This window comes from Pseudomonas sp. 22526 (assembly GCF_052044735.1).
Taxonomy (GTDB): domain Bacteria; phylum Pseudomonadota; class Gammaproteobacteria; order Pseudomonadales; family Pseudomonadaceae; genus Aquipseudomonas; species Aquipseudomonas piscium.
Genome location: NZ_JBQENK010000003.1, coordinates 1 through 21,528 on the forward strand (window position 1 = coordinate 1; position 21,528 = coordinate 21,528).

Here is a 21,528-nt window from a genome sequence, read left to right on the forward strand (position 1 = left end):
GTCAGGGGGATCGCTATCGCGGGCAAGCCTCGCTCCTACATTGGCCTGCAGCGTTTCTGGCTTCTGTAGGAGCCAGGCTTGCCGGCGATGCGGACTTGCGCCTGGCGCAGTAGCGCTTCTGTAGGAGCGCAGCTTGCGCGCGATGCAGGCGGCGGGGTGGGTCAGGGGGATCGCTATCGCGGGCAAGCCTCGCTCCTACATTGGCCTGCGGCGTTCCTGGCTGCTGCAGGAGCCAGGCTTGCCGGCGATGAGGCCGTCATGGCCGACAGTGTTTTCAATTGGTTTGGGAGTCATCGATGTTCAAGGGATTTGTCGTCACTTTGTTGTTATCGCTCTGCGCTGCGCTGGCCCTGGCCGCCGAACCTGGGCAATTGCGCATCGGCTATCAGAAAAGCTCGGTGAGCATGGTCCTGGCCCGCGAGCACCAGTTGCTGGAGAAAGCCTTGCCGGGCACCCAGGTGCAATGGATCGAATTCCCCGGCGGTCCGCAACTGATCGAGGCGCTGAACGGCGGCAGCGTGGATGTGGGCAATATCGGCGACATCCCGCCGATCTTCGCCCAGGCCGCGGGGATCGACCTGCAGTACATCGGCGTCGAGCCCAGCGACGGCAAGACCGAAGCCATCCTGCTGCCCAAGAACAGCCAGGCGCAGAGCCTGGCCGATCTCAAGGGCAAGCGGGTGGCGCTGCTCAAGGGTTCCAGCACGCACAATTTCTTCCTCAAGAGCCTGCAGCGCGCCGGCCTGAAGCTCAGTGACGTGAATCTGGTGTACCTGTCGCCGGCCGACGCCCGCGCGGCCTTCGAGCAGGGCAAGCTGGACGCCTGGGTGATCTGGGATCCCTACTATTCGGCGGCCCTGCTCGACGGCAGCGCACGCCTGCTCAGCGACGGCCAGGGCCTGGATTCCGGCGGCAGCTTCTACATCGCCAGCGGTGCTTTCGTGCGTCAGCACGGCGCTGCCGTGGCGCCCATTCTCAAGGCCTTCGGCGCGGCCCAGCAGCTGTCCTTCGACCAGCGCGACGCCAGCATCGACAGCATGACGCGCGTCCTCGGTCTGCAACGGCCGGTGGTGGAAAGCTACTTCAGCCATCGTTCGCGCTCGCCCTTGCAGGGCATCGATGCCCGGGTCGTGGCCAGCCAGCAACGCACCGCCGACCTGTTCCTCGCCAACCACCTGATCCCCAAGGCGGTGCGGATCGAACAAGTCGTGTTCAAGAGCGAGTGAGCCCCATGCAACCCATCTATATCGATTTTCTCAACGGCCTGGACATCGCCGAGCTGGCCCTGAGCAACGACGAAATCCTCGCCGCCATCGAAGCCAGCCTGGCGCTCCAGGGCCGTGGTGAAGCGGTGATCGAGCCGCGCACCCACCTGATTCCCGGGGGCGGCATCAACGGCCATTTCAATGTGCTGCGCGGGGTGCTCGGTGGCGACATCGGCCACGCCGGGGTCAAGGTGGTGGGCGACTTCGTCGACAACTACCGCCAGGGCCTGCCGTCGGAACTGGCGATCCTCAACCTGCTGGACCCGGCCACCGGCGTGCCCCAGGCGATCCTCGACGCCTCGGCGATCACCGATATGCGCACCGGCGCGATCACCGCCATCGGCGCCAAGTACCTGGCCCGCCCGGACAGCAGGGTGCTGGCCCATATCGGCGCTCGCGGCACGGCGTACTGGAACGTGCGGCTGCTGGACCACCTGTTCGACTTCGAGGAAATCCGCGTGCACTCGCGTCGCGAAGACAGCCGCGAGGCCTTTGCCGAACGCCTGCGCCGCGACCTGGGCAAGCCGGTGATCGTCACCCACGACTGGGAGCGCGCGGTGCGCGGCGCGGACATTGTGGTCGAGGCGTCGCGGTTGAATCAGCCCGAACCGCTGCTGCGCACCGAATGGATCAAGCCCGGTGCCTTTGTCGTGCCCTACGGCACCATGAGCGCGGTGGAGCTGTCGCTGACCGACATCATGGACAAGCTGGTGGTGGACGATTGGGGCCAGTGCAAGGGCGGGATGTTCGGTGCGCTGCGGGCCCACGTCGAGGCCGGAAAACTCAGTGAGCAGACCCTGCATGCCGAGCTCGGGCAGATAGTCGCGGGCCAGCGCAGCGGTCGACAGCACCCCGAGGAAACCATCCTGTTCTGGCACCGCGGCCTGAGCCTCAGTGATATCGCCCTGGGCCATGCCCTGCTGCAAAAGGCCCGGCGCCTGGGCATCGGCCAGCGGCTGCGTTTCGCATGATCGATCTGGGCCCGCAGGGCCTGGCGCTGGCCGACCTGCTGCGCATTGCCCGCGAAGATGCGGCGCTGCAACTCACCCCGGACGCCCGGCAACGGATCGCCGCCGGCCATGGGTTGTTGCGGGAACGGATGGCCGCGGGCGACGCCATCTACGGCGTGACCACCGGCCTCGGCGCGGCGGTGGATCTGACCCTGACCCAGCCGGACCACGACCTGCAACGGCGGATCCCCCTGGGCCGCGCCGTGGGCATCGGGCGCCTGGCCACCCGGCCTGAACTGCGGGCGATAATTGCCGCGCGCCTGGCCGGGCTGGCCCAGGGCCGCTCGGGGATCTCCCAGGCCAGCGCCGACAGTTTGCTGGCCTTGCTCAACGCCGGGATCGAACCCGAGGTGCCCTTGCTTGGCTCCCTGGGGGAAAGCGATCTGGCGCCCTTGGCGCACCTGAGCCTGGCGCTGATCGGCGAGGGCTGGGTGCATTGGCGCGGCGAGCGGCTGCCGGCGCGGGAAGCCTTGCAGCGCAGTGGCCTGCAACCGGCGCGGCTGGTGGACAAGGACGGCCTGGCGCTGGTCTCGGCGAATGCCGCGAGCATTGGTTTGGGCGCCCTGTTGCTGGCCGAGGCCGACCAGGCCCTGGACAGCCTGCTGGCGGCGCTGGCGCTGTCCTGTGAAGGCTATCGGGCCAACCTCAGCCCGTTCCAGCCCTGGGCTTCACGCCTGCGTCCGGCGGCGGGCCAGGCCGAGCAGTCGGCGGCGCTGCTGGACTTGCTGGAGGGCAGCCAGCTACGCCAGCCCGACAGCGCCCGGCGCTTGCAGGATCCCTTGAGCTTTCGTTGTGCCGGCGTGGTGCAGGGCGCGGCGCGACAGGCCTGGGCGCAACTGCGCGAGCATCTGCAGGTGGAACTGGCCAGCGGCGCCGACAACCCGGCATTGATCGACGAGCAGCGCCAGGTCCTGGCCACCGCCAATTTCGACAGCACCCACCTGGCGCTGGCGGGGGAGGGCCTGGGGCTGGCTTTGAGCCGGGTCGCCGCCTGTTCCGCCGAGCGCATCGCCAAGCTGCTGTCGCCGGCGTCCAGCGAGCTGCCGCGCTTTCTTATCGAGCGACCCGGGCATGTCGGCATGGCCGCCTTGCAACGCAGTGCCGCGGCGCTGCTGGCGGAGATCGGCCATCTGGCCAATCCGCTGCCGGCGGTCTGCGTGCCGGTGGCCGATCGGGTCGAAGACTACGCCGGCCAGGCTTTGGCGGTGATCGAGAAAAACCGGCAACTGACCCAGCGCCTGGCCTGGCTGGCGAGCATCGAACTGATAGTCGCGGCCCAGGCCATCGACCTGCGCGGGCCCTTGCAACTGGGCGTCGGCAGCGCCCGCATCCACCGCGCGGTACGCAGCCAGGTGGCCTTTCTCGATCAGGATCGGCCGGGTTCGGTGGATGTGTTGGCGTTGACCGGGTTTATCGAGCGCGGAGGGTTGGGTTGAACGGGCTTCTGCTTCTGTAGGAGCCAAGCTTGCTGGCGATGCGGGCGGCGCGGTGTGTCAGGGCGATCGCTATCGCGGGCAAGCCTCGCTCCTACAGAGGCGTGGTGGGGGCTTTTGCTTCTGTAGGAGCCAAGCTTGCTGGCGATGCGAGCGGCGCGGTGTGTCAGGGCGATCGCCATCGCGGGCAAGCCTCGCTCCTACAGAGGCGTGGTGGGGGCTCTTCTGTAGGAGCCAAGCTTGCTGGCGATGCAGGCGACGGGGTTTATCAGGGCGATCGCGATCTTGGGCTACCTCGCTCCTACAGGGCTGTCTCGGCCGTGAGTGCCGCTTGCACCGCTTCGCGCTGGGCGATGCGGGCCTGGAAGCGTGCCAGCGCCGGCCATTGTTCCAGGTCGATGGCAAAGCCGGCGGTCCAGCGCAGCACGGTGAACAGGTAGGCGTCGGCGACGCCGAAGGCTTCGCCCAGCAGGTAGTTCTGCTGCTCCAGGGTGCGGTCCAGCAGCGCCAGGCGCTTGAACAGTTTCTGCCGGATCAGCGCCTGGGTCGCTTCGGGAAACTCGCTGTTGAACAGCCAGCCGAGACCGCCATGGATCTCGCTGGAGACGAAGTTGAGCATCTCCTGCAGCCGCACTCGCTGCCAGCTGCCGTTGGCCGGCGCCAGGCCCGCGTGCGGCTTGAGGTCGGCCAGGTATTGCAGGATCGCCGGCCCTTCGGTCAGCACCTGGCCGTCCTCCAGCTCCAGCGCCGCCACATACCCCTTGGGATTGATCGCCAGGAAGTCGGCGCCGTCGGCCGTGGTCTTGTTGCGGTTGTCGACCCGGACCAGGTTGAACGGCAGGGCCAGTTCGCGCAGTACGATATGCGGGGCCAGCGAGCAGGCGTTGGGCGAGAAATACAGGTTCATCGAGGGCTCTCCAGAGGGGGGCGATCAGTGTCATAGTCCGCCTTGCTATCAGTAAAATTAATCTTCCAGAAAACTCCCATAAGGACAGCTACTGCCATGATGAACCTGATGCACTGGCGCATGCTGGTGGCCGTGGCGGATACCGGCAACATCACCCGCGCCGCCGAGCGGGTCGGCATGACCCAGTCCGGCGCCAGCCAGGCCCTGGCGCTGCTCGAAGACAGCCTGGGCGTGCAGCTGTTCACCCGGGAGAACCGCCAGACCCTGCCCACTGCCGTCGGCGAACAGGTGGTCGAACAGGCGCGGCTGATGCTCGCGGCGTTGCAGAACATCCGCGACACCGCGGACGCCTGCCGGGACATTCAGCGCGGCACCATTCGCCTGGCGAGTTTCCCCATGGTGCTGGCGACTTTCCTGCCGCCGCTGCTACGGCGCTTCAAGCAGCTGTATCCGGGGATCCAGGTGGTGGCGCTGGAGGTCAGCGACGACGAGGTCGAGGCCTTGCTCGAAGCGCGATTGATCGATGTCGGGGTGCTGCTCAATCCTGCGCCCGAGCGCAGCGTCGGCCTGCTGGGACGCGATGCCTGGGTGGCGGTGCTGCCGGCTGGGCATGCCCTGGCGCGCCGCGGTCAGGAGCAGGGCGTGACCTTGCAGGAACTGGTGAGCCAACCCTTCGTGCTGGCCACCGGCGGCTGCTCGGTGAATGCTCGCAGCCTGGCGGCGGATGCCGGCCTGGAGCTGGAGGATGTGCGGGTCGAGGTGCGGGAGTGGAGCAGCGCCTTCACCCTGGTCCGCGAGCAGGTGGGGCTGACCCTGGTGCCGCAGATGACCTTGCCGGAGCAACGCCATGGGTTGTGCGTGCTGCCGTTGGACGTGCCGATCCCGCGCACCTTTGCCCTGGTGCTGGCCGAGGGCAGCGAGCCGTCGCCGGCGCTGCGGGCCTTGCTCGATATGCTGGCCCAGGGCTGAGCGCAGCCGCTCAAGGCGCCCCATGAAAAAGGGTTCCCGTGGGAACCCTGTTTCGACTGGCTGCTTTAAAGCGCCGCGAGGAACTTGTCGGTGACTTGCTTATCGACGCCGCTGGCGTCCTTCTCGACTTGCGCCAGCTTCAGCTTGTCCTGGACCCGCTGGGCAATTTCCTGAGCCACCGCCTGCTGTTTCGCTGGCGGCATGTTTTTCAGGTCTTCCTCGGTAATGCCCATCTCTTCGAGGATGCGGTCGCGCATGCGCTGCTCAGGGGACTTGCTCATGTAGTCCTTGAACTCGTCCAGGGCCGAACTCTGGGTGGCGCTGTTGGCCTGCGCGGTGCTGGCGGTCGGCGGGGTGGCCTGGAGCAGCACGCGGGTCTTGGCGAAAGCCGCCGCGACATTGTCGCTGACTGTGTTGCTGGCCTGCTGCACGGCCTGGGATATCTGGTTGTTTGCCGCGTTCTGCACGTTCTGCATCAAACCGCTGTACAGCGCGCTGGCGGCCGCGGTGGTCGGGTCCATGTCGGACCGCTGGGTGGGCTGGATCGCCGAGGTTTTCTGGGCACTGACCAACATGATTGGGTACCTGTGTGTAAGGGCTATCGCAGGCTGCGCAGCAATTTGCATGCCGCCGCCCCGCAGCCCCCTGTAATGGGGTTTTGGCGCTGCTCGCCCGGCAAGGCGGGCGACCGGTGGCGGACAAGCTTTGCCGCATGCGGCCAGCGGCGACCGGTCAACGCTGGACACCCATCTTCCGTAGGAGCGAGGCTTGCCCGCGATAGGGCCATGACAGGCACCGNAAACGGTGTTGGGATTACGGACGCCATCGCGGGCAAGCCTCGCTCCTACAGAAGCAAGAGACGATTCAGGGAATGCCGTTGCGTCCATGCAGCAGGAAGGCCGGACGCTCGCTGAGGCGTTGGTAGTAGGCGGTGACGGCGGGGAAGTCCGGATGCTCGATGGGCGCCATGCTCCAGCGATGCACCGACAGCCCGAGGACGATATCGGCCAGGCTGAACTGCGTGCCGAGCACATAGGCGCCGGTGCTCGCCAGTTGCTGTTCGAGCAGGGCCATCTTGTCGTTCCAGCCGCGAATGCCGGCGGCGATCCGCTGCGGGTCCTGGAAGTCCGGGTTCTGCCGGACCAGGGCAACGAAGGCGTAGCTCCACGCGGGGTTGAGTTCCGTGGCCTGCCAGTCCATCCATTGCTCCACCAGCGCCCGGGCCCGAGGCTCGCCGGGCAGCAGCCGTTGCCCGGCGACCTTGCTGGTCAGGTACCGGCAGATGCTGTTGGATTCCCAGAGCGCGCCAGCATCATCGATCAGCACCGGCACCTGGGCGTTGGGGTTGAGCTTGAGAAACTCCGCTGTGTGGGTCGACTGGAAGCCGCTGCCCCAATCCTCGCGTTCGTAGGGCAGGCCCAGTTCCTCGCAGGTCCACAGCACTTTTCTGACGTTGATCGACGAGGCTTTACCGAGAATTCTCAGGGTTCCCATGTAGGCTTTCCTTGGCGGATGAAGGGCCCTGGAAATCTAACAGCGGTGTCGGCCTTCGGCGATATCGATTTGCGCCTTGGCCTCAGGCCGGATCCGGCAGGGCCGACGTCGGCAGGCCGAAGACCCGGTCGAACAGCCAGTTGAAGACGAAGGTGTAGCAGGGGATGAACAGGATCAGCGCCAGGTCCAGCAGGAAGGCCTGGACCAGGCTGATATGCATCCACCAGGCGATCAACGGAATCAGGAACAGGATCAGCGTCAGCTGGAAACCCACGGCGTGGGCGATCCGCCGCTTGACCGTGCGGGTCCGTGAGACCTGGCGGCTTTCCCAGCGTTCGAACAGGCTGGTGTAGATGAAGTTCCAGGTCACCGCGATGCTGGTGATCACCACCGCCAGCGGGCCGGTGCTGCTCGGTGAGGTGCCGGACAGCAAGGCCAGGCCCAGGGCCGAGAAAGTCATGCCGAACACCTCGAACAGTGACACGTAAACCAGTTTGCGCTTGATGCCTTGCATGCTTTTTTCCTCCACGTTCGTTGGCCCGGGCCAGTCCTTTTGCAGGAATGGCTGGCGAATGCGGCGCAAGATAGCTTCAATATGCCTGACAGAAAAAGTCAGAAGCTTTCAGGTTTTCTGATAGATAAGAGTCAATAGGCAGGCACCCCCATGAATTTCTCCAGCGACAGCATCCAGTTGTTTCTCGCCGTGCTCGAGCGCGGTTCGTTTTCCGCGGCGGCCCGGGCCCTGGGCAAGGTGCCGTCGGCGGTGAGCATGGGCATCGCCAACCTCGAGGCGGAACTGGGCTACCCCTTGTTCGATCGCAGCCATCGCGAGCCGGTGCCCACCGCCATGGCCAACGCCCTGGCGCCCCACGCGCGGCTGATCGCCGAGCAGCTCAAGCACCTGCAGGTGCATGCGGTGGAACTGTCCCTGGGGCTGGAAAGCCGGCTGTCCATCGGCGTGGTCGAGGACATCGACAAATCCCGGGTGCTGGCGGCGATCAAGCTGATCGCCGAGCGCCATCCCTTGCTCGATATCGAGGTGCTGAGCGCGCCCCAGGACGATGTGTTGCAGTTGCTGCACAGTGGCCGGATCGCGGTCGGCGTGGCCTTCGCCGGGCTCAGCCTGAACGTGCTGGAGTATTTCCAGTATGTCGGCAGCGAACGGATGATCGCCTGCATTTCCGCGCGCCATCCCTTACCCGAGGCGCCGGACGCCACCCTCTATCTGGAGGAACTGGTCAACGTCCGCCAGGTGGTGGTCGCCAGTCGCGATCTGCCGATCCGCGACACCCGGCCACTGATCGCCGAGTCCTACTGGCGCACCGACAGCCTGGCCATGGCCCTGGACATGGTCGAGTCTGGCATTGGCTGGGGCAATTTCCCGCTGTCGGTGATCGAGCCCTTGCTCAAGGCCGGAAGGTTCAAGCGCCTGACCTTCAAGAACATCGACAACGGCCTGCTGCTGCCGGTGCACGCGGTATGGCTGAAGAACCAGCCGCTGCAAAAGGCCGCCCAGGCTTTCGTGCAATTGCTTGGGGGGCAGGACCCGGCGCTGGCCCCGGAGGTGCATGCAGAGGTGAGGCCGTAGGCGCGTCCGCTCATGTGCCTGGGCGGGTGGCGTCGTGCGGCTCGCTGCCCGGCAGCGCCTGGTGGCGCAGCCAATCCAGTAAGCGGGCGACGGGTGAGTCCGGGTCGATCGCCTCGGGTGACAACAGGTAATACGCGCTGCCGTCGGCGATAAAGCCGAAAGGCGCGACCAGCAGGCCCGACTCCAGGTCGTCGCGCACTAGCTGCCAGGGCGCGATCGCCAGTCCCAACCCGGCGACCGCCGCTTGCAGGCTGAAGTAGAAATGCTCGAAGACCTGCTCCTTGCCCGGCGCCTGTTCCATTCCCTTGAGGGTCAACCATTGCTCCCAGGCCTGCGCCCGGGTCGCACTGTGCAGGCGCGGGGCAGTGCTCGATAACTGGGCCGTGCCTGCTGCATTGCCTGCCCAGCGGGTGGCCTGTTCCGGGCGACATACCGGGCCGATGGCTTCGTCGAACAGCCACTGCGCATGGGTTTGCGGCTGCCAGGGAAAGTCGTTGCGGCGGATCGCCAGGTCGATGCCTTGAGCAAAAGCGAAGGGCCCGCCGCCGGCCACCAGTTGCAGGGGGATATCCGGATGAGCGGCGAAGAATGCCGGGATCCGGGGAATCAGCCAGCGCATCAGCAGGGTCGGTTCGCAGGACAGCACCAGGGCCGCGGCCTTGCCCGGTGTTCGCAGTTTGCGGGCGGCGGCGTCGATCAGGTCGAAGGCATTTTCCACGCTGTGCAGTAATTCGCGGCCGGCCTCGGTGAGAAATACCCGGTGGCTGCGACGTTCGAACAACTGCGTGCCGAGGTCTTCTTCCAGGGCGCGCACGGCACGGCTGATGGCGCCGTGGGTCAGGTGCAGGGCTTCGCCGGCGCGGGTGAAACTCTCCAGGCGAGCGGCGGCCTCGAAACAGCGCAGGGCGCTGAGGGGCGGCAGGCGGCGATTGGCTGTCTGTGAGTTTTTATCACTGAGAATGTCAGTTTTCATCGTTCGCTCTGTGAGGGTTCGTGCCCATAAAGTATGGGCCGGATTCTATAGCCAAGGCGTTTGAAAATGACTGAACTGTTAGTGGTAATCACCATCACTGTGCTGGCGGTGCTCAGCCCGGGGCCGGATTTCGCCATGGTCACCCGCAACAGCCTGGTGCTGTCACGCCGGCATGGGGTGTTCACGGCGCTGGGGATCGGGCTCGGGGTGATGCTGCATATCGGCTACACGCTGTTTGGCGTCGGCCTGCTGGTCAAGGAATCGCTGCTGCTGTTCAGCGCGTTGAAGATCGCCGGGGCGCTGTACCTGGTTTATCTCGGTATCCGGATGCTGCGCACTCGCGCAGTCGAGGAGGAGGTGGCGGTGGATGCGCCGCGGGTTTCGGCATGGGCGGCGCTGCGCACCGGCTTTTTGACCAATGCGCTGAACCCCAAGACCATGATTTTTGTGGTCAGCCTGTTCATGCAGGTGATGCAGCCGGGGACCGCGCCGGGTGTGCAGATCGGCTATGGCGCGATCATTGTCCTGGCCCATGTGCTGTGGTTCGTGGCGGTGGCGCTGTTCTTCTCGACGCCGGGCATCCGGGCCCGGCTCATGGCTTACAAGCGGCGTATCGACCAGCTGTTCGGCGTTCTGCTGGTGGGCTTCGGCGTACTGCTCAGCGCCCTGAGCCTGCGTTCCTGAATGTGGCTCAGGTGCTTTCGCGCACCTTCAGTTCGAAGCCCATGTCCACCACCGGCTTGGCCACGCTGTTGCCGGCCATCAGGGTCAGCAGTTGTTCCGCGGCGCGGCGGCCGATGGCTTCGCGCGGGGTGCTGATGCTGCTCAGGCGCGGCACCATGTGCGCCGAGGCGGGCAGGTCGTTGAAGCCCATCACCGCCACTTGCTCGGGGATCCTGATGCCGCAGCGCATGGCTTCCAGCAGGGCGCCGTGGGCCAGGTCGTCGTTGCCGAAGAAGATCGCGTCGACGTCCGGGTGGCTGTGCATCAGTTGCAGGAACAGCTCGCCGCCCAGGCCCACCGACGAGGGGCGCGGAGTGAGGACTTCCAGTTTCGGGTCGTACAGCCCGGCTTTCTCCAGGCCACGGCGGAAACCTTCGCCGCGCATCAGGGTGCGCTGGTCGAGCTGGGCGCCTATGTAGGCCAGGCGCTTGCGGCCGCGGGAAATCAGGTGCTCGGCGGCGGTTTCCCCGGCGTTGTGCTGGGAGAAGCCCACGCAGTTCAGGCCGGCCTCGGGGTTGAGGTCCATCATGTAGACGCAGGGAACGTTGCTGGCTTCGACCATCCGTCGGGCGCTTTCGGTCCGGTCGAAGCCGGTCAGCAGCAAACCTCGTGGCTGGTAGGCCATGTAGTTGCGCAGCAGGTTTTCTTCTTCGTCGCGGGAATAGTGGAAGTTGCCGATCAGCACTTCGAAGCCCTTGGGCCGCAGCACCTGATGAATGGCTTCCAGGGTCTCGATGAACAGCAGGTTGGACAGCGACGGCACCAGCACCACCACCGAATGGCTCTGGGCCGAGGCCAGGGCGCGAGCGGCGGGGTTGACCACGTAGTTGAGTTCGCTGGCGGCCTTGCGCACCTTTTCCACCAGTTCGGTGGCCACCGTGTCGATGCCGCGCAGGGCTCGCGAGGCGGTGATCGGGCTGACGCCAGCCAGACGCGCGACTTCGTTGAGGGTAGGGCGCCCCGTGGTGCGGGTATTTTTATCGTTCTTGGAGGAGGTCATCAGACGGCTTGCCAAACAAAATTCAAGTCACTAAGGTAGCGCTGTCTCGAAACAGCTGCAATGCGTGAGCGCGGTCGGCCTGACCCGCACTCTTTGGTTTCGCGGCCTATATACGCGGCAACCCACAAAAATGACAAGAAGGCGTCGGCATAAACTATTTTTGCACTAGCGTTTTCAAGAGCGAAGGTAGCGCTGTCTGCGCGCTGAGGTGTTACATGAGTCAACCCATCACCGCCCTGGTCATCATGGGCGTTGCCGGCTGCGGCAAGTCCAGCGTCAGTGAAGCGCTGTGCCAGCGCAGCGGCGCCACGGCCATTGAAGGCGATACGTTCCACCCTGCCGCCAATATCGCCAAGATGAGTGCCGGTATTCCCCTGAACGACGACGACCGTGCCGGCTGGCTCGACAGCCTGTGCGACGAGTTGCGTCGTGCCCTGGCCGCCGGACAGCGTCCGGTGCTGACCTGCTCGGCGCTCAAGCGCAAGTACCGCGACCGCCTGCGCAGCGCCACGCCCGGCCTGGGCTTCGTTTTCCTGCAATTGACACCACAGGTGGCCGCCGATCGCGTGGCCCACCGTCCGGGGCATTTCATGCCTTCGACCCTGATCGACAGTCAGTTCGCCACCCTCGAATCTCCCGTGGGCGAACCCCTGACCCTGGCATTGGACGCCACCATCCACAGCGTTGACCGGCTGGCCGAACAGGCCCATGGCTGGTGGCTGGAGCACGGGCTGGACCCATCCCGATAAGCTTCGGTTCACACAGATAGCGCTATCCCACTCGGCTCACGTTTTTAACGCTTGAATAAAAACAACAAACCGGAGGCAACCCCATGTTTGGCATGTCCCAAGAGACCTATCTGCTGCTAGACGCAGTGGTCACCATTATCGGGCTGATCGTGCTGATCACCCGATTCAAGCTGCATCCCTTCATCGCCCTGACCATCGCCGCGGGTTTCCTCGGCCTGACTTCGGGCATGCCGGTGGACAAGATCATCAAGGCGTTCCAGGACGGCTTCGGTGGTGTACTCGGTTTCGTCGGGATCATCCTCGCGCTGGGTACCATGCTCGGCAAAATGATGGCCGAATCCGGTGGCGCGGATCAGATCGCCCAGACCCTGATCCGCTCGTTCGGCAAGGAGCGGGTACAGTGGGCGATGATGTTCGCCGCGTTCCTGGTGGGCATCCCGCTGTTCTTCGAGATCGGCTTCGTGCTGCTGATCCCGCTGGTGTTCATCGTCGCCCGGCGCACCGGCGTGTCGATCATCAAGATCGGTATCCCGCTGCTGGCCGGCCTGTCCGCGGTGCACGGCCTGGTGCCGCCGCATCCGGGCCCGCTGCTGGCCATCGGCGTGTTTGGCGCCGACATCGGCAAGACCATTCTCTACGGCCTGATCGTGGCCCTGCCGACCGCGATCATCGCCGGTCCGATCTACGGCACCTTCATCGCCAAGCACATCCCGGGTCATCCGTCCCAGGAGCTGGTGGACCAGCTGGCGCGCGAGAACACCTCGGCCAACCTGCCGAGCTTCAGCGTGACCCTGCTGACCGTGCTGCTGCCGGTGTTCCTGATGCTGCTCAAGACCTTCGCCGACGTGGCCTTCCCGGACGGGCATTTCTTCCGCATCTGGATGGACATGATCGGTCACCCGATCAGCGCACTGCTGCTGGCTCTGCTGCTGTCGCTCTACACCTTCGGCTCGCGCCAGGGCATCGGCTCCAAGCAGATCCTCAAGCTGCTCGACGCCAGCCTGGCGCCGACCGCGGCGATCATCCTGATCATCGGTGCCGGCGGTGGCTTCAAGCAGATGCTGGTGACCAGCGGCGTGGGTGACGTGATCGGCCACATGGCGGTCAACGCGCAGATCTCGCCGATCCTCCTGGCCTGGCTGGTAGCGGCGGTGATTCGCATCGCCACCGGTTCGGCGACCGTGGCGACTATCACTGGCGCGGGTATCGTGGTGCCGGTAGTCGGCATGATCCCAGGGGTGAACCGCGAGCTGCTGGTGCTGGCCACCGGTGCCGGTTCCCTGATCCTGTCCCACGTCAACGACGCCGGTTTCTGGCTGGTGAAGCAGTACTTCAACATGACCGTGGCGGAAACCTTCAAGACCTGGACCGCGATGGAAACCATCCTCTCGGTGGTGGGCCTGATCTTTATCCTACTGTTGTCGCTGGTGGTGTGACCCCTGTAGCCGCTGCCGAAGGCTGCGATCGGCCGGCACGNCTACACGGCAGACAGGCACAAAAAAACCGCATCGCTGCGGTTTTTTTGTGCCTGCTCGTCTGTAGGAGCGAGGCTTGCCCGCGATGGCGATTCGCCTGATTCACCCCGTCGCCCGTATCGCCAGCAAGCTTGGCTCCTACAGAAGCCGCGCCGGATGTAGCGCTCTGGATCAGGCGCCTTTCTGCACCAGCCCGTCGGCGCGGAACATGCCGCGGATACCGCGCACGGCCTGGCGGATGCGATCCTGGTTTTCGATCAGGGCGAAGCGCACATGGTCGTCGCCGTACTCGCCAAAACCCACCCCAGGCGAGACGCAGACCTTGGCCTCGGCCAGCAGCTTCTTGGCGAACTCCAGCGAGCCCAGGTGCGCGTAGGCCTCGGGAATCTTCGCCCAGACATACATCGACGCCTTGGGGTTCTCGACCATCCAGCCCAGCTCATGCAGGCCCTTGACCAGCACATTGCGGCGCTGGCGGTACTGCTCGGCGATGTCTTTCACGCACTGCTGGTCGCCTTCCAGCGCGGCGATGGCCGCCACCTGCAGCGGGGTGAAGGTGCCGTAGTCGTGGTAGCTCTTGATCCGCGCCAGGGCGCTGACCAGCTCCGGGTTGCCGACCATGAAGCCGATGCGCCAGCCGGCCATGTTGTAGCTCTTGGACAGGGTGAAGAACTCCACCGCGATGTCCTTGGCGCCCGGCACCTGCATGATCGACGGGGCTTTCCAGCCGTCGTAGACGATGTCGGCGTAGGCCAGGTCGTGGATCACCAGCACGTCGTACTGCTTGGCCAGGGCGATCACCCGCTCGAAGAAATCCAGCTCGACGCACTGCGCGGTAGGGTTGGACGGGAAGCCGAGGATCATCATCTTTGGTTTTGGGATCGAGCCGCGGATGGCCCGTTCCAGTTCGTCGAAGAAGTCCACGCCCGGCACCAGCGGCACCGAACGCACCTGGGCGCCGGCGATCACCGCGCCGTAGATGTGGATCGGGTAGCTCGGGTTGGGCACCAGCACGGTGTCGCCCTGGTCCAGGGTGGCGAGCATCAGGTGCGCCAGGCCTTCCTTGGAACCGATGGTGACGATGGCTTCGCTTTCCGGGTCGATATCGACCTCGTAGCGATCCTTGTACCAGCGCGAAATGGCCCGGCGCAGACGCGGAATACCCTTGGAGGTGGAGTAGCCGTGGGTGTCTTCGCGCTGGGCGACGGTGACCAGTTTCTCGACGATGTGCGGCGGAGTCGCACCGTCGGGGTTACCCATGCTCAAGTCGATGATGTCTTCGCCGCGCCGACGCGCAGCCATCTTCAGCTCGGCAGTGATATTGAATACGTAGGGGGGGAGTCGATCTATGCGCGCAAAGCGGCGCGGCGAACCTTGTTCGGCCATTGTTGCCTCGAGTACGTGAGCGCCCGGAACCGTCCGAGCGACGTCGGCCACTGCGGTGGCCTGGGGGCAGACGATAAGGGCTGTGGCGCCAGGCTGTCCAGAGGGGGGAGGCAACTATTTTTTTCGCCGGCAGCGGCGCTGCCTGGACAGGGATTTGCATCCTCGTGGCTGGATTCGCAGCCTGTGCATTGTGTTCGCCGGGCCCGCCCGCGTTAAATACCCCCCACTCGAACAACCGCATCGAACAGGATGAATGATGGAGTTTACCAGCGGCTTTCTGCTGAGCCTTTCGCTGTGCCTGGACATAGGCGTGGCCAATATCGCGATGATTACCCTGGCCATGCAGCGTGGCTACTTCCAGGGGTTCTGCCTGGGCCTGGGCACCTGTGTCGGCGACCTGGTCTACGCCGTGCTGGCGCTGGCCGGCATGACCGTGCTGCTGCAGTACGAGGCGGTGCGCTGGGTGTTGTGGATCGGCGGGTCGGCGCTGCTGGTGTATTTCGCGGCGAAGATGATCTATTCGGCGATCCACCATAGTGCGGTGCTGGCCGAGGCCGGCGAGGTGGACAACGGTTCGCCGCGCAAGGAGTTTTTCCGCGGCATTTTCCTGGCCATGTCGTCCCCCAGCGCGATCCTCTGGTTCGCCGCGGTGGGCGGTACCCTGATTGCCCGTTCCGGTGGCGGCGACCTGCTCAGTTCCGGGCTGTTCCTCAGCGGTTTCTTCTGCGCCGGGCTGGCCTGGGTCGTGGGCCTGTGCTTTGCCGCGACCCAGGGCGGCAAGCTGCTGGGGGACAAGTTGTTGCGCTACTCCTACCTGGCATCTGCGGCGATCTTCTGCTATTTCGCGGTCTACGTGATTTTATCCGGTTACCAGGAGTTCATCGTCGGCGCGGCGGTCGCGGAACTTCCCGCGCTCTGACCCAGCGATTCGGCTTTGGCCTCTATACTCCCTGCCGAACCCATTTTTCAGGCAGGAGTCGCATCATGGATGAGCAAAAACAGGTCAGCGGGCCGGTGCCGCGCTTCGAGAAGGGGCACTTTCTGCTGATTGCCGGTCTCGGCGGGCGTTTCACTCCCGAGACGACGCAGCGCATTCCTGAACTCTGGGAGCGCTTCATCCCCCATCTCGGCAAGGTCCCCGGCCAGGTGGGGGAGGTGACCTACGGCCTCTGCTGCAACCCCGACGGCAAGGGCGGCTTCGAGTACATCGCCGGGGTCGAGATCAGCAAGCTCGACGACTTGCCCGAGTTGTACCGCTGGGTCGAGGTGCCGCCGCAGCACTACGCGGTGTTCGAGCACCAGGGGCCGCTTGCGAGCCTGCCGCAGACCTTTGAGTACATCTGGAAAACCTGGCTGCCACAGTCCGGGCGCGAAGCCGCCGATGCGCCGGAATTCGAACGCTACAGCGCCGACTTCAACCCCGACACCGGCCAGGGCGTGCTGGAAATCTGGCTGCCCCTCAAAGAGGCCTGATACCTCTCCATCAGGGGGGCTTGCCCCCCTCGTTGCGGCCAATCTATATGCCGTCTTAATACCGCCCCCCGTAATCAGTGCCCGACCTTGATACCCGCTCACCTAACCTGCGAGGCGCAGAGGAGAGCGGGTCATCAGCCGATGCGCCCGACGAAAACTCCCTGCTGGCGTCCGATCACGGATGCCGGGCCCGCCTTGTCGGACTGTCGCCGGATATCCCGTCGCCAGACCCTCAGGGCCTTTCGTTCAGTCAAGGGGAGCTGTCTTGTTAACACTCGATTTCATCTACGTCGCCAGCGGCTGTTGCGCCGCCCTGTTGTTCGCCTACCTGGGGTACGCCCTGATCCGCGCAGAGCGCTTCTGATGTTCGCCGAGGTGGCGGCACAGACGTCTTTTATCGGCCCGCTCGGGCTGTCTTGAGAAAGGAAATCGGCCATGTACGACCTGATCTTCGTAGGGGTGACCCTGGTGTTTTTTGTCGTGACAGCCATGGTCATCGTCGCCATGGGCAAGATTTGAACGGAGCATCGACATGTTGAGCACTATGCTGGAATTCGCACTGATTCTCGGCCTGATGACCGGGCTGGCGGTGCTGATGGGCAAGTGGCTGGCCCGGGTCTTCACCGGGCAGGGGCACGCCTTGCCCGAGCGCGCCACTTACCGGCTGCTGGGGATCGACCCCACGCAAACCATGGGCTGGGCCCGTTATGGCTCGGCGCTGCTGCTGTCCAACGCGGCGATGATGCTGCTGGGCTACCTGATCCTGCGCCTGCAGGGCGTGATGCCGCTCAACCCGCTGGGGCTGGCGCCGCAGAGCCCGGACCTGGCGTTCAACACCGCCGCGTCCTTTATCACCAACACCAACTGGCAGGCCTATGGGGGCGAAACCAGCCTGTCCAACTTCAGCCAGATGGCGGCGATCACCTTCCTGATGTTCGTCGGCGCCACGGCCGGCGTGGTGGCGGCCGCCGGCTTCATCCGCGGCCTGAGCCGTTCCAGTGCGGCGGACATCGGCAACTACTGGGTCGACTTCACCCGCACCCTGTATCGCGTGATGCTGCCGCTGTGCTTCGCCATGGCGCTGGTCTATGTCTGGCAAGGCATGCCGCAGACCCTGTACTCCCAGGCCCTGGCCACCACCCTGGAAGGCGCCCAGCAACAGTTGATCGTCGGCGCGGTGGCGAGCTTCGAGTCGATCAAGCACATCGGCACCAACGGCGGTGGCTTCTTCAGCATGAACGCCGCGCATCCGTTCGAGAACCCGACGCCGCTGACCAACGTCCTGCATATCCTCAGCATGTTGCTGATCCCTTCGGCACTGACCTACACCTTTGGCAGCATGCTGCTGCGCCGGCGGCAGGGCTGGGTGTTCTTCGGTACCTTCCTGGTGATGTTCATCGGCTTTCTCAGCATCGTCTTTACCGCCGAGCAGAGCGGCAACCCGCTGCTGACCCGGGCCGGCGCCGACCAGGTGCTGTCGGCCAGCCAGAGCGGCGGCAACATGGAGGGCAAGGAACTGCGCTTCGGCATCGCCGACACCAGCCTGTTCGTCACCACCACCACCGCCGCCACCACAGGTTCGGTCAACGCCATGCATGACTCCCTGACCCCCATGGGCGGCTTCGTGCCTCTGGCGCAGATGATGCTCAACTGCGTGTTCGGCGGTGACGGCGTGGGCTTTATCAACCTGATCCAGTACGCCCTGCTGACGGTGTTCCTGGTGGGGATGATGATCGGTCGCAGCCCGGAATTCCTCGGCAAGAAGATCGAGGCCCGGGAGATCAAGCTGGTGATGCTCTCGGTGCTGGCGCACCCCTTCAGCATTCTTGGCTTCACCGCCCTGGCGGCACTCTGGCCGGACACCCTGAACAGCCTCAACAACCTGGGGCCCCACGGTTTCAGCGAGGTGCTCTACGCCTACGCCTCGGGCACCGCGAACAACGGTTCGGCGTTCGCCGGGCTGAATGCCAACACGCCGTTCTTCAACACCACCATTGGCCTGGCCATGCTCCTGGGGCGCTTCTTCACCATGCTGCCGATGCTGGCGGTGGCCGGCTCCCTGGCGGCGAAAAAGAACACACCGGCCGGTGCCGGCACCATTCCGACCGCGACGCCACTGTTCATGTTCCTGCTGGTGTTCGTGGTGCTGGTGGTCGGTGGCCTGACTTTCCTGCCGGCGCTCGCGCTCGGCCCGCTGGTGGAGCAACTGCAGTTGCTGGCCGGCCAGACATACAAGTGAGGGGGCTGTAATGACAAGCAAAGCGCACACTCAATCCCAGGCTCAGTTCCAGGTGCGGCCGCAGCCGCTGTTCAGGGGCCTGCTGCGTCCGGTGCTGGTGGCGGCGGCGCTGTTCATGCTGCTGACTGGCCTGGCCTATCCGCTGTTCACCACCCTGGTGGCCAACCTGCTGTTTCCCTTCCAGGCCCAGGGCAGCCTGGTGGAACGTGACGGCCTGCTGGTGGGGTCGGCGGTGATCGGCCAGCACTTCACCCGGCCCGAGTATTTCCAGGGCCGACCGAGCATGACTCTGGGCGCCGATCCGCTGGACCCGAGCAAAAGCGTGCCGCAGCCGTACAACGCCGGCTCCAGTGGCGCCAGCAACCTGGGGCCCACCAGCCAGAAGCTGATCGACAGCGTGGCGGCGCGGGTCGACGCCTATCGCCAGCTCAATGGCCTGACTGCCGACACCCAGGTGCCGGTGGATGCGGTGACCGCTTCGGCCTCGGGGTTGGATCCGCATATCTCGGTGGCCAACGCCCAACTGCAACTGGCCCGCGTCGCCCGTCTGCGCCAGTTGCCCGAAGCCGAGCTGAGCAAGCTCCTGCAAGCCCACACCGAAGGTCGCACCCTGGGCCTGCTCGGCGAGCCCCGGGTCAATGTACTGAAACTCAACCTCGCGCTGGATGCCCTGGCACCGGTGCGCCAGTCGCCCCTTGCGGTCAGTGAGTAAGAGACACCCCCATGAGTAATAAAGCCCGTTTGCCTTTGTTCGACCGTGGGTTGTTGCTCACGGCCTGCCTGGACGCCTTCAAGAAATTGTTGCCCCAGGCGCAGTTAAAGAACCCGGTGATGTTCGTGGTCTACCTGGGCAGCCTGCTGACTACCCTGTTGTGGTTCCAGTCCCTGAGTGGCGAGGGCGAAGCCCCCAGTGGCTTCATCCTCAGTATCAGCCTCTGGCTGTGGTTTACCGTGCTGTTCGCCAACTTCGCCGAAGCCCTGGCCGAGGGCCGCAGCCGGGCCCAGGCCGCCAGCCTGCGGGGGATGAAACGCCAGACCCTGGCCAAGCTGCTGCAACAGCCCAAGTACGGCGCCGCCTGGTTGCCCATGGCCGCCAGCGAACTGCGCAAGGACGCCGTGGTGCTGATCGAAGCCGGAGACCTGGTACCGCTGGATGGGGTGGTGATCGAGGGCGTGGCCTCGGTGGACGAAAGCGCCATCACCGGTGAATCGGCACCGGTGATTCGCGAGGCCGGTGGCGATTTCTCCTCGGTCACCGGCGGCACCCGGGTGCTGTCGGACTGGCTGGTGGTGCGTATCAGCGTCAATCCGGGGGAGTCGTTCCTCGACCGGATGATTTCCATGGTGGAGTCGGCCAAGCGGCAGAAGACACCGAACGAAGTGGCGCTGACCATCCTGCTGGTGGGGCTGACCCTGTTGTTCCTGCTGGTGATCGTCACCCTGAGCCCCTACTCGATCTTCGCCGTGGTCATGAGCAGTACCGGCAGCGTGGTCAGCGCCACGGTGCTGGTGGCTTTGCTGGTGTGCCTGATCCCCACCACCATCGGCGGCCTGCTGTCGGCCATCGGCGTGGCGGGCATGAGCCGGATGATGTCCGCCAACGTGATCGCCACCTCCGGGCGTGCCGTGGAGGCCGCGGGGGATGTGGACGTGCTGCTGCTGGACAAGACCGGCACCATCACCCTGGGCAACCGCCAGGCCTGCGCCTTTCTGCCGGCGCCCGGGGTCAAGGAGGCCGAGCTGGCGGATGCCGCGCAACTGGCTTCCCTGGCCGACGAAACCCCGGAGGGGCGCAGCATCGTGGTGCTGGCCAAGCACAAGTTCGACATCCGCGGCCGGGACATTCATGGCCTGGGAGCAAGCTTTGTGCATTTCACCGCCCAGACCCGGATGAGTGGCGTCGACCTGCCGCAAGGCCGCAGCATCCGCAAGGGCGCGGCGGACGCCGTGCGCCGGCATGTCGAGGCCCTGGGCGGCAGCTTCCCGCCCGCCCTGCAGGCCAAGGTCGACGAAGTGTCGCGCCGTGGCAGCACGCCGTTGGTGGTGTCCGACGGTGCCCAGGCCCTGGGGGTGGTGGAACTCAAGGACGTGGTCAAGGGTGGGATCAAGGAGCGTTTTGCCGAGTTGCGGCGCATGGGCATCAAGACCGTGATGATCACCGGCGACAACCGTCTCACCGCGGCGGCCATCGCCGTGGAAGCCGGGGTCGATGACTTTCTCGCCGAAGCCCGGCCGGAGGACAAGCTGCAACTGATCCGCGACTACCAGGCCCAGGGCAAGCTGGTGGCCATGACCGGCGACGGCACCAACGACGCCCCGGCGCTGGCCCAGGCCGACGTTGCGGTGGCGATGAACAGCGGTACCCAGGCGGCGAAGGAGGCGGGCAATATGGTCGACCTCGACAGCAACCCGACCAAGCTGATCGAGGTGGTGGAAGTCGGCAAACAGATGCTGATGACCCGCGGCGCCCTGACCACCTTCAGCGTGGCCAACGATGTGGCCAAGTATTTTGCTATCGTACCGGCCGCATTCGTCGCCACCTACCCGCAACTGGCTGCCCTCAACGTGATGCACCTGAGCAGCCCGAACTCGGCGATCCTCAGTGCGGTGATCTTTAATGCACTGATCATCGTCTGCCTGATTCCGCTGGCGCTCAAGGGCGTGTCCTACCGGGCCATAGGCGCGGCGGCGCTGCTCAACCGCAACCTGTTGATCTATGGCCTGGGCGGGGTGCTGGTGCCATTTGCCGGGATCAAGCTGATCGACATGCTGCTGGCCGGTCTCGGCCTGGTTTGAAAGGACTGACGACGCGGCGCCCACGGGCGCCGCGTCGTACATAAGGAT

At 65.1% G+C, this 21,528-nt stretch carries 21 protein-coding genes; 14 read left to right on the plus strand and 7 right to left on the minus strand.

Annotated elements, in window-relative coordinates; genetic code table 11:
• Positions 1 to 296 precede the first annotated feature (296 nt).
• Genes ACTJKT_RS04720 through ACTJKT_RS04730 form a run of 3 tightly spaced genes read left to right on the plus strand, consistent with a single transcriptional unit; the run spans position 297 to position 3,711 of the window.
• The gene (locus tag ACTJKT_RS04720; protein WP_440786351.1) at positions 297 to 1,226 is read left to right on the plus strand and encodes an aliphatic sulfonate ABC transporter substrate-binding protein; all 930 of its coding nucleotides are present in this window, start codon (positions 297 to 299) and stop codon (positions 1,224 to 1,226) included.
• 5 nt (positions 1,227 to 1,231) lie between these two features.
• Positions 1,232 to 2,236 (plus strand): ornithine cyclodeaminase family protein, encoded by a 1,005-nt coding sequence (locus tag ACTJKT_RS04725; RefSeq protein ID WP_440786352.1) that lies wholly within the window; start codon positions 1,232 to 1,234, stop codon positions 2,234 to 2,236.
• Positions 2,233 to 3,711, plus strand: coding sequence for an HAL/PAL/TAL family ammonia-lyase (locus ACTJKT_RS04730; protein WP_440786353.1), 1,479 nt, complete (start codon positions 2,233 to 2,235; stop codon positions 3,709 to 3,711). The genes ACTJKT_RS04725 and ACTJKT_RS04730 overlap by 4 nt, the downstream gene beginning before the upstream one ends.
• 298 nt (positions 3,712 to 4,009) lie before the next feature.
• Here ACTJKT_RS04730 and gstA read toward each other — a convergent pair whose 3' ends face one another.
• Positions 4,010 to 4,615: a glutathione transferase GstA gene (gstA, locus tag ACTJKT_RS04735; RefSeq protein WP_440786354.1), complete on the minus strand. Its 606-nt coding sequence runs from the start codon at positions 4,613 to 4,615 to the stop codon at positions 4,010 to 4,012.
• 96 nt (positions 4,616 to 4,711) lie between these two features.
• Here gstA and ACTJKT_RS04740 point away from each other — a divergent pair, with 96 nt between their 5' ends.
• Positions 4,712 to 5,584 (plus strand): LysR family transcriptional regulator, encoded by an 873-nt coding sequence (locus tag ACTJKT_RS04740; RefSeq protein WP_440786355.1) that lies wholly within the window; start codon positions 4,712 to 4,714, stop codon positions 5,582 to 5,584.
• 65 nt (positions 5,585 to 5,649) lie between these two features.
• On the opposite strand, the gene ACTJKT_RS04745 is transcribed toward ACTJKT_RS04740, so the two are convergent.
• The 3 genes from ACTJKT_RS04745 to ACTJKT_RS04755 all read right to left on the minus strand — a co-directional run bounded on the left by ACTJKT_RS04745 (position 5,650) and on the right by ACTJKT_RS04755 (position 7,592).
• Positions 5,650 to 6,159, minus strand: coding sequence for a hypothetical protein (locus tag ACTJKT_RS04745; RefSeq protein WP_440786356.1), 510 nt, complete (start codon positions 6,157 to 6,159; stop codon positions 5,650 to 5,652).
• Positions 6,160 to 6,448: 289 nt separating this feature from the next.
• Positions 6,449 to 7,078 (minus strand): glutathione S-transferase family protein, encoded by a 630-nt coding sequence (locus ACTJKT_RS04750; RefSeq protein ID WP_440786357.1) that lies wholly within the window; start codon positions 7,076 to 7,078, stop codon positions 6,449 to 6,451.
• Positions 7,079 to 7,160: 82 nt separating this feature from the next.
• Positions 7,161 to 7,592, minus strand: a complete 432-nt coding sequence (locus ACTJKT_RS04755) for a PACE efflux transporter (RefSeq protein WP_038634401.1) — start codon at positions 7,590 to 7,592, stop codon at positions 7,161 to 7,163.
• A gap of 150 nt (positions 7,593 to 7,742) precedes the next feature.
• On the opposite strand from ACTJKT_RS04755, the gene ACTJKT_RS04760 reads away from it, so the two are divergent.
• The gene (locus ACTJKT_RS04760) at positions 7,743 to 8,666 is read left to right on the plus strand and encodes a LysR family transcriptional regulator (protein ID WP_440786358.1); all 924 of its coding nucleotides are present in this window, start codon (positions 7,743 to 7,745) and stop codon (positions 8,664 to 8,666) included.
• 10 nt (positions 8,667 to 8,676) lie between these two features.
• Here the strand turns inward: ACTJKT_RS04760 and ACTJKT_RS04765 are convergent, their stop codons facing one another.
• Complete coding sequence (locus tag ACTJKT_RS04765; protein WP_440786359.1) at positions 8,677 to 9,639, minus strand: LysR substrate-binding domain-containing protein; 963 nt, start codon at positions 9,637 to 9,639, stop codon at positions 8,677 to 8,679.
• A 66-nt stretch (positions 9,640 to 9,705) separates the two neighbouring features.
• On the opposite strand from ACTJKT_RS04765, the gene ACTJKT_RS04770 reads away from it, so the two are divergent.
• Complete coding sequence (locus ACTJKT_RS04770) at positions 9,706 to 10,323, plus strand: LysE family transporter (protein WP_440786360.1); 618 nt, start codon at positions 9,706 to 9,708, stop codon at positions 10,321 to 10,323.
• Positions 10,324 to 10,330: 7 nt separating this feature from the next.
• Here ACTJKT_RS04770 and ACTJKT_RS04775 read toward each other — a convergent pair whose 3' ends face one another.
• The gene (locus tag ACTJKT_RS04775) at positions 10,331 to 11,362 is read right to left on the minus strand and encodes a LacI family DNA-binding transcriptional regulator (RefSeq protein WP_440786585.1); all 1,032 of its coding nucleotides are present in this window, start codon (positions 11,360 to 11,362) and stop codon (positions 10,331 to 10,333) included.
• A 215-nt stretch (positions 11,363 to 11,577) separates the two neighbouring features.
• Here ACTJKT_RS04775 and ACTJKT_RS04780 point away from each other — a divergent pair, with 215 nt between their 5' ends.
• Positions 11,578 to 12,111: a gluconokinase gene (locus ACTJKT_RS04780; RefSeq protein ID WP_025805807.1), complete on the plus strand. Its 534-nt coding sequence runs from the start codon at positions 11,578 to 11,580 to the stop codon at positions 12,109 to 12,111.
• An 83-nt stretch (positions 12,112 to 12,194) separates the two neighbouring features.
• Positions 12,195 to 13,547: a GntP family permease gene (locus ACTJKT_RS04785; protein ID WP_440786361.1), complete on the plus strand. Its 1,353-nt coding sequence runs from the start codon at positions 12,195 to 12,197 to the stop codon at positions 13,545 to 13,547.
• A 210-nt stretch (positions 13,548 to 13,757) separates the two neighbouring features.
• On the opposite strand, the gene alaC is transcribed toward ACTJKT_RS04785, so the two are convergent.
• Positions 13,758 to 14,972 carry an alanine transaminase gene (gene alaC, locus ACTJKT_RS04790; RefSeq protein ID WP_440786362.1) on the minus strand — a complete coding sequence of 405 codons (1,215 nt, stop codon included), beginning with the start codon at positions 14,970 to 14,972 and terminating at the stop codon, positions 13,758 to 13,760.
• A gap of 256 nt (positions 14,973 to 15,228) precedes the next feature.
• Here alaC and ACTJKT_RS04795 point away from each other — a divergent pair, with 256 nt between their 5' ends.
• The 6 genes from ACTJKT_RS04795 (at position 15,229) to kdpB (ending at position 21,480) form a co-directional block, all read left to right on the plus strand.
• Positions 15,229 to 15,891, plus strand: coding sequence for a LysE family translocator (locus ACTJKT_RS04795; protein WP_007925134.1), 663 nt, complete (start codon positions 15,229 to 15,231; stop codon positions 15,889 to 15,891).
• A 65-nt stretch (positions 15,892 to 15,956) separates the two neighbouring features.
• On the plus strand, positions 15,957 to 16,445 hold the full coding sequence (locus ACTJKT_RS04800) for a GyrI-like domain-containing protein (RefSeq protein WP_440786363.1): 489 nt from the start codon (positions 15,957 to 15,959) through the stop codon (positions 16,443 to 16,445).
• A 265-nt stretch (positions 16,446 to 16,710) separates the two neighbouring features.
• Positions 16,711 to 16,809, plus strand: coding sequence for a K(+)-transporting ATPase subunit F (gene kdpF, locus ACTJKT_RS04805; RefSeq protein ID WP_440786364.1), 99 nt, complete (start codon positions 16,711 to 16,713; stop codon positions 16,807 to 16,809).
• 168 nt (positions 16,810 to 16,977) lie between these two features.
• Positions 16,978 to 18,684, plus strand: a complete 1,707-nt coding sequence (gene kdpA / locus ACTJKT_RS04810; protein ID WP_440786365.1) for a potassium-transporting ATPase subunit KdpA — start codon at positions 16,978 to 16,980, stop codon at positions 18,682 to 18,684.
• 10 nt (positions 18,685 to 18,694) lie between these two features.
• Positions 18,695 to 19,396: a K(+)-transporting ATPase subunit C gene (gene kdpC, locus ACTJKT_RS04815; RefSeq protein WP_440786366.1), complete on the plus strand. Its 702-nt coding sequence runs from the start codon at positions 18,695 to 18,697 to the stop codon at positions 19,394 to 19,396.
• Positions 19,397 to 19,407: 11 nt separating this feature from the next.
• Positions 19,408 to 21,480: a potassium-transporting ATPase subunit KdpB gene (gene kdpB, locus ACTJKT_RS04820; protein ID WP_440786367.1), complete on the plus strand. Its 2,073-nt coding sequence runs from the start codon at positions 19,408 to 19,410 to the stop codon at positions 21,478 to 21,480.
• Positions 21,481 to 21,528: the final 48 nt, after the last annotated feature.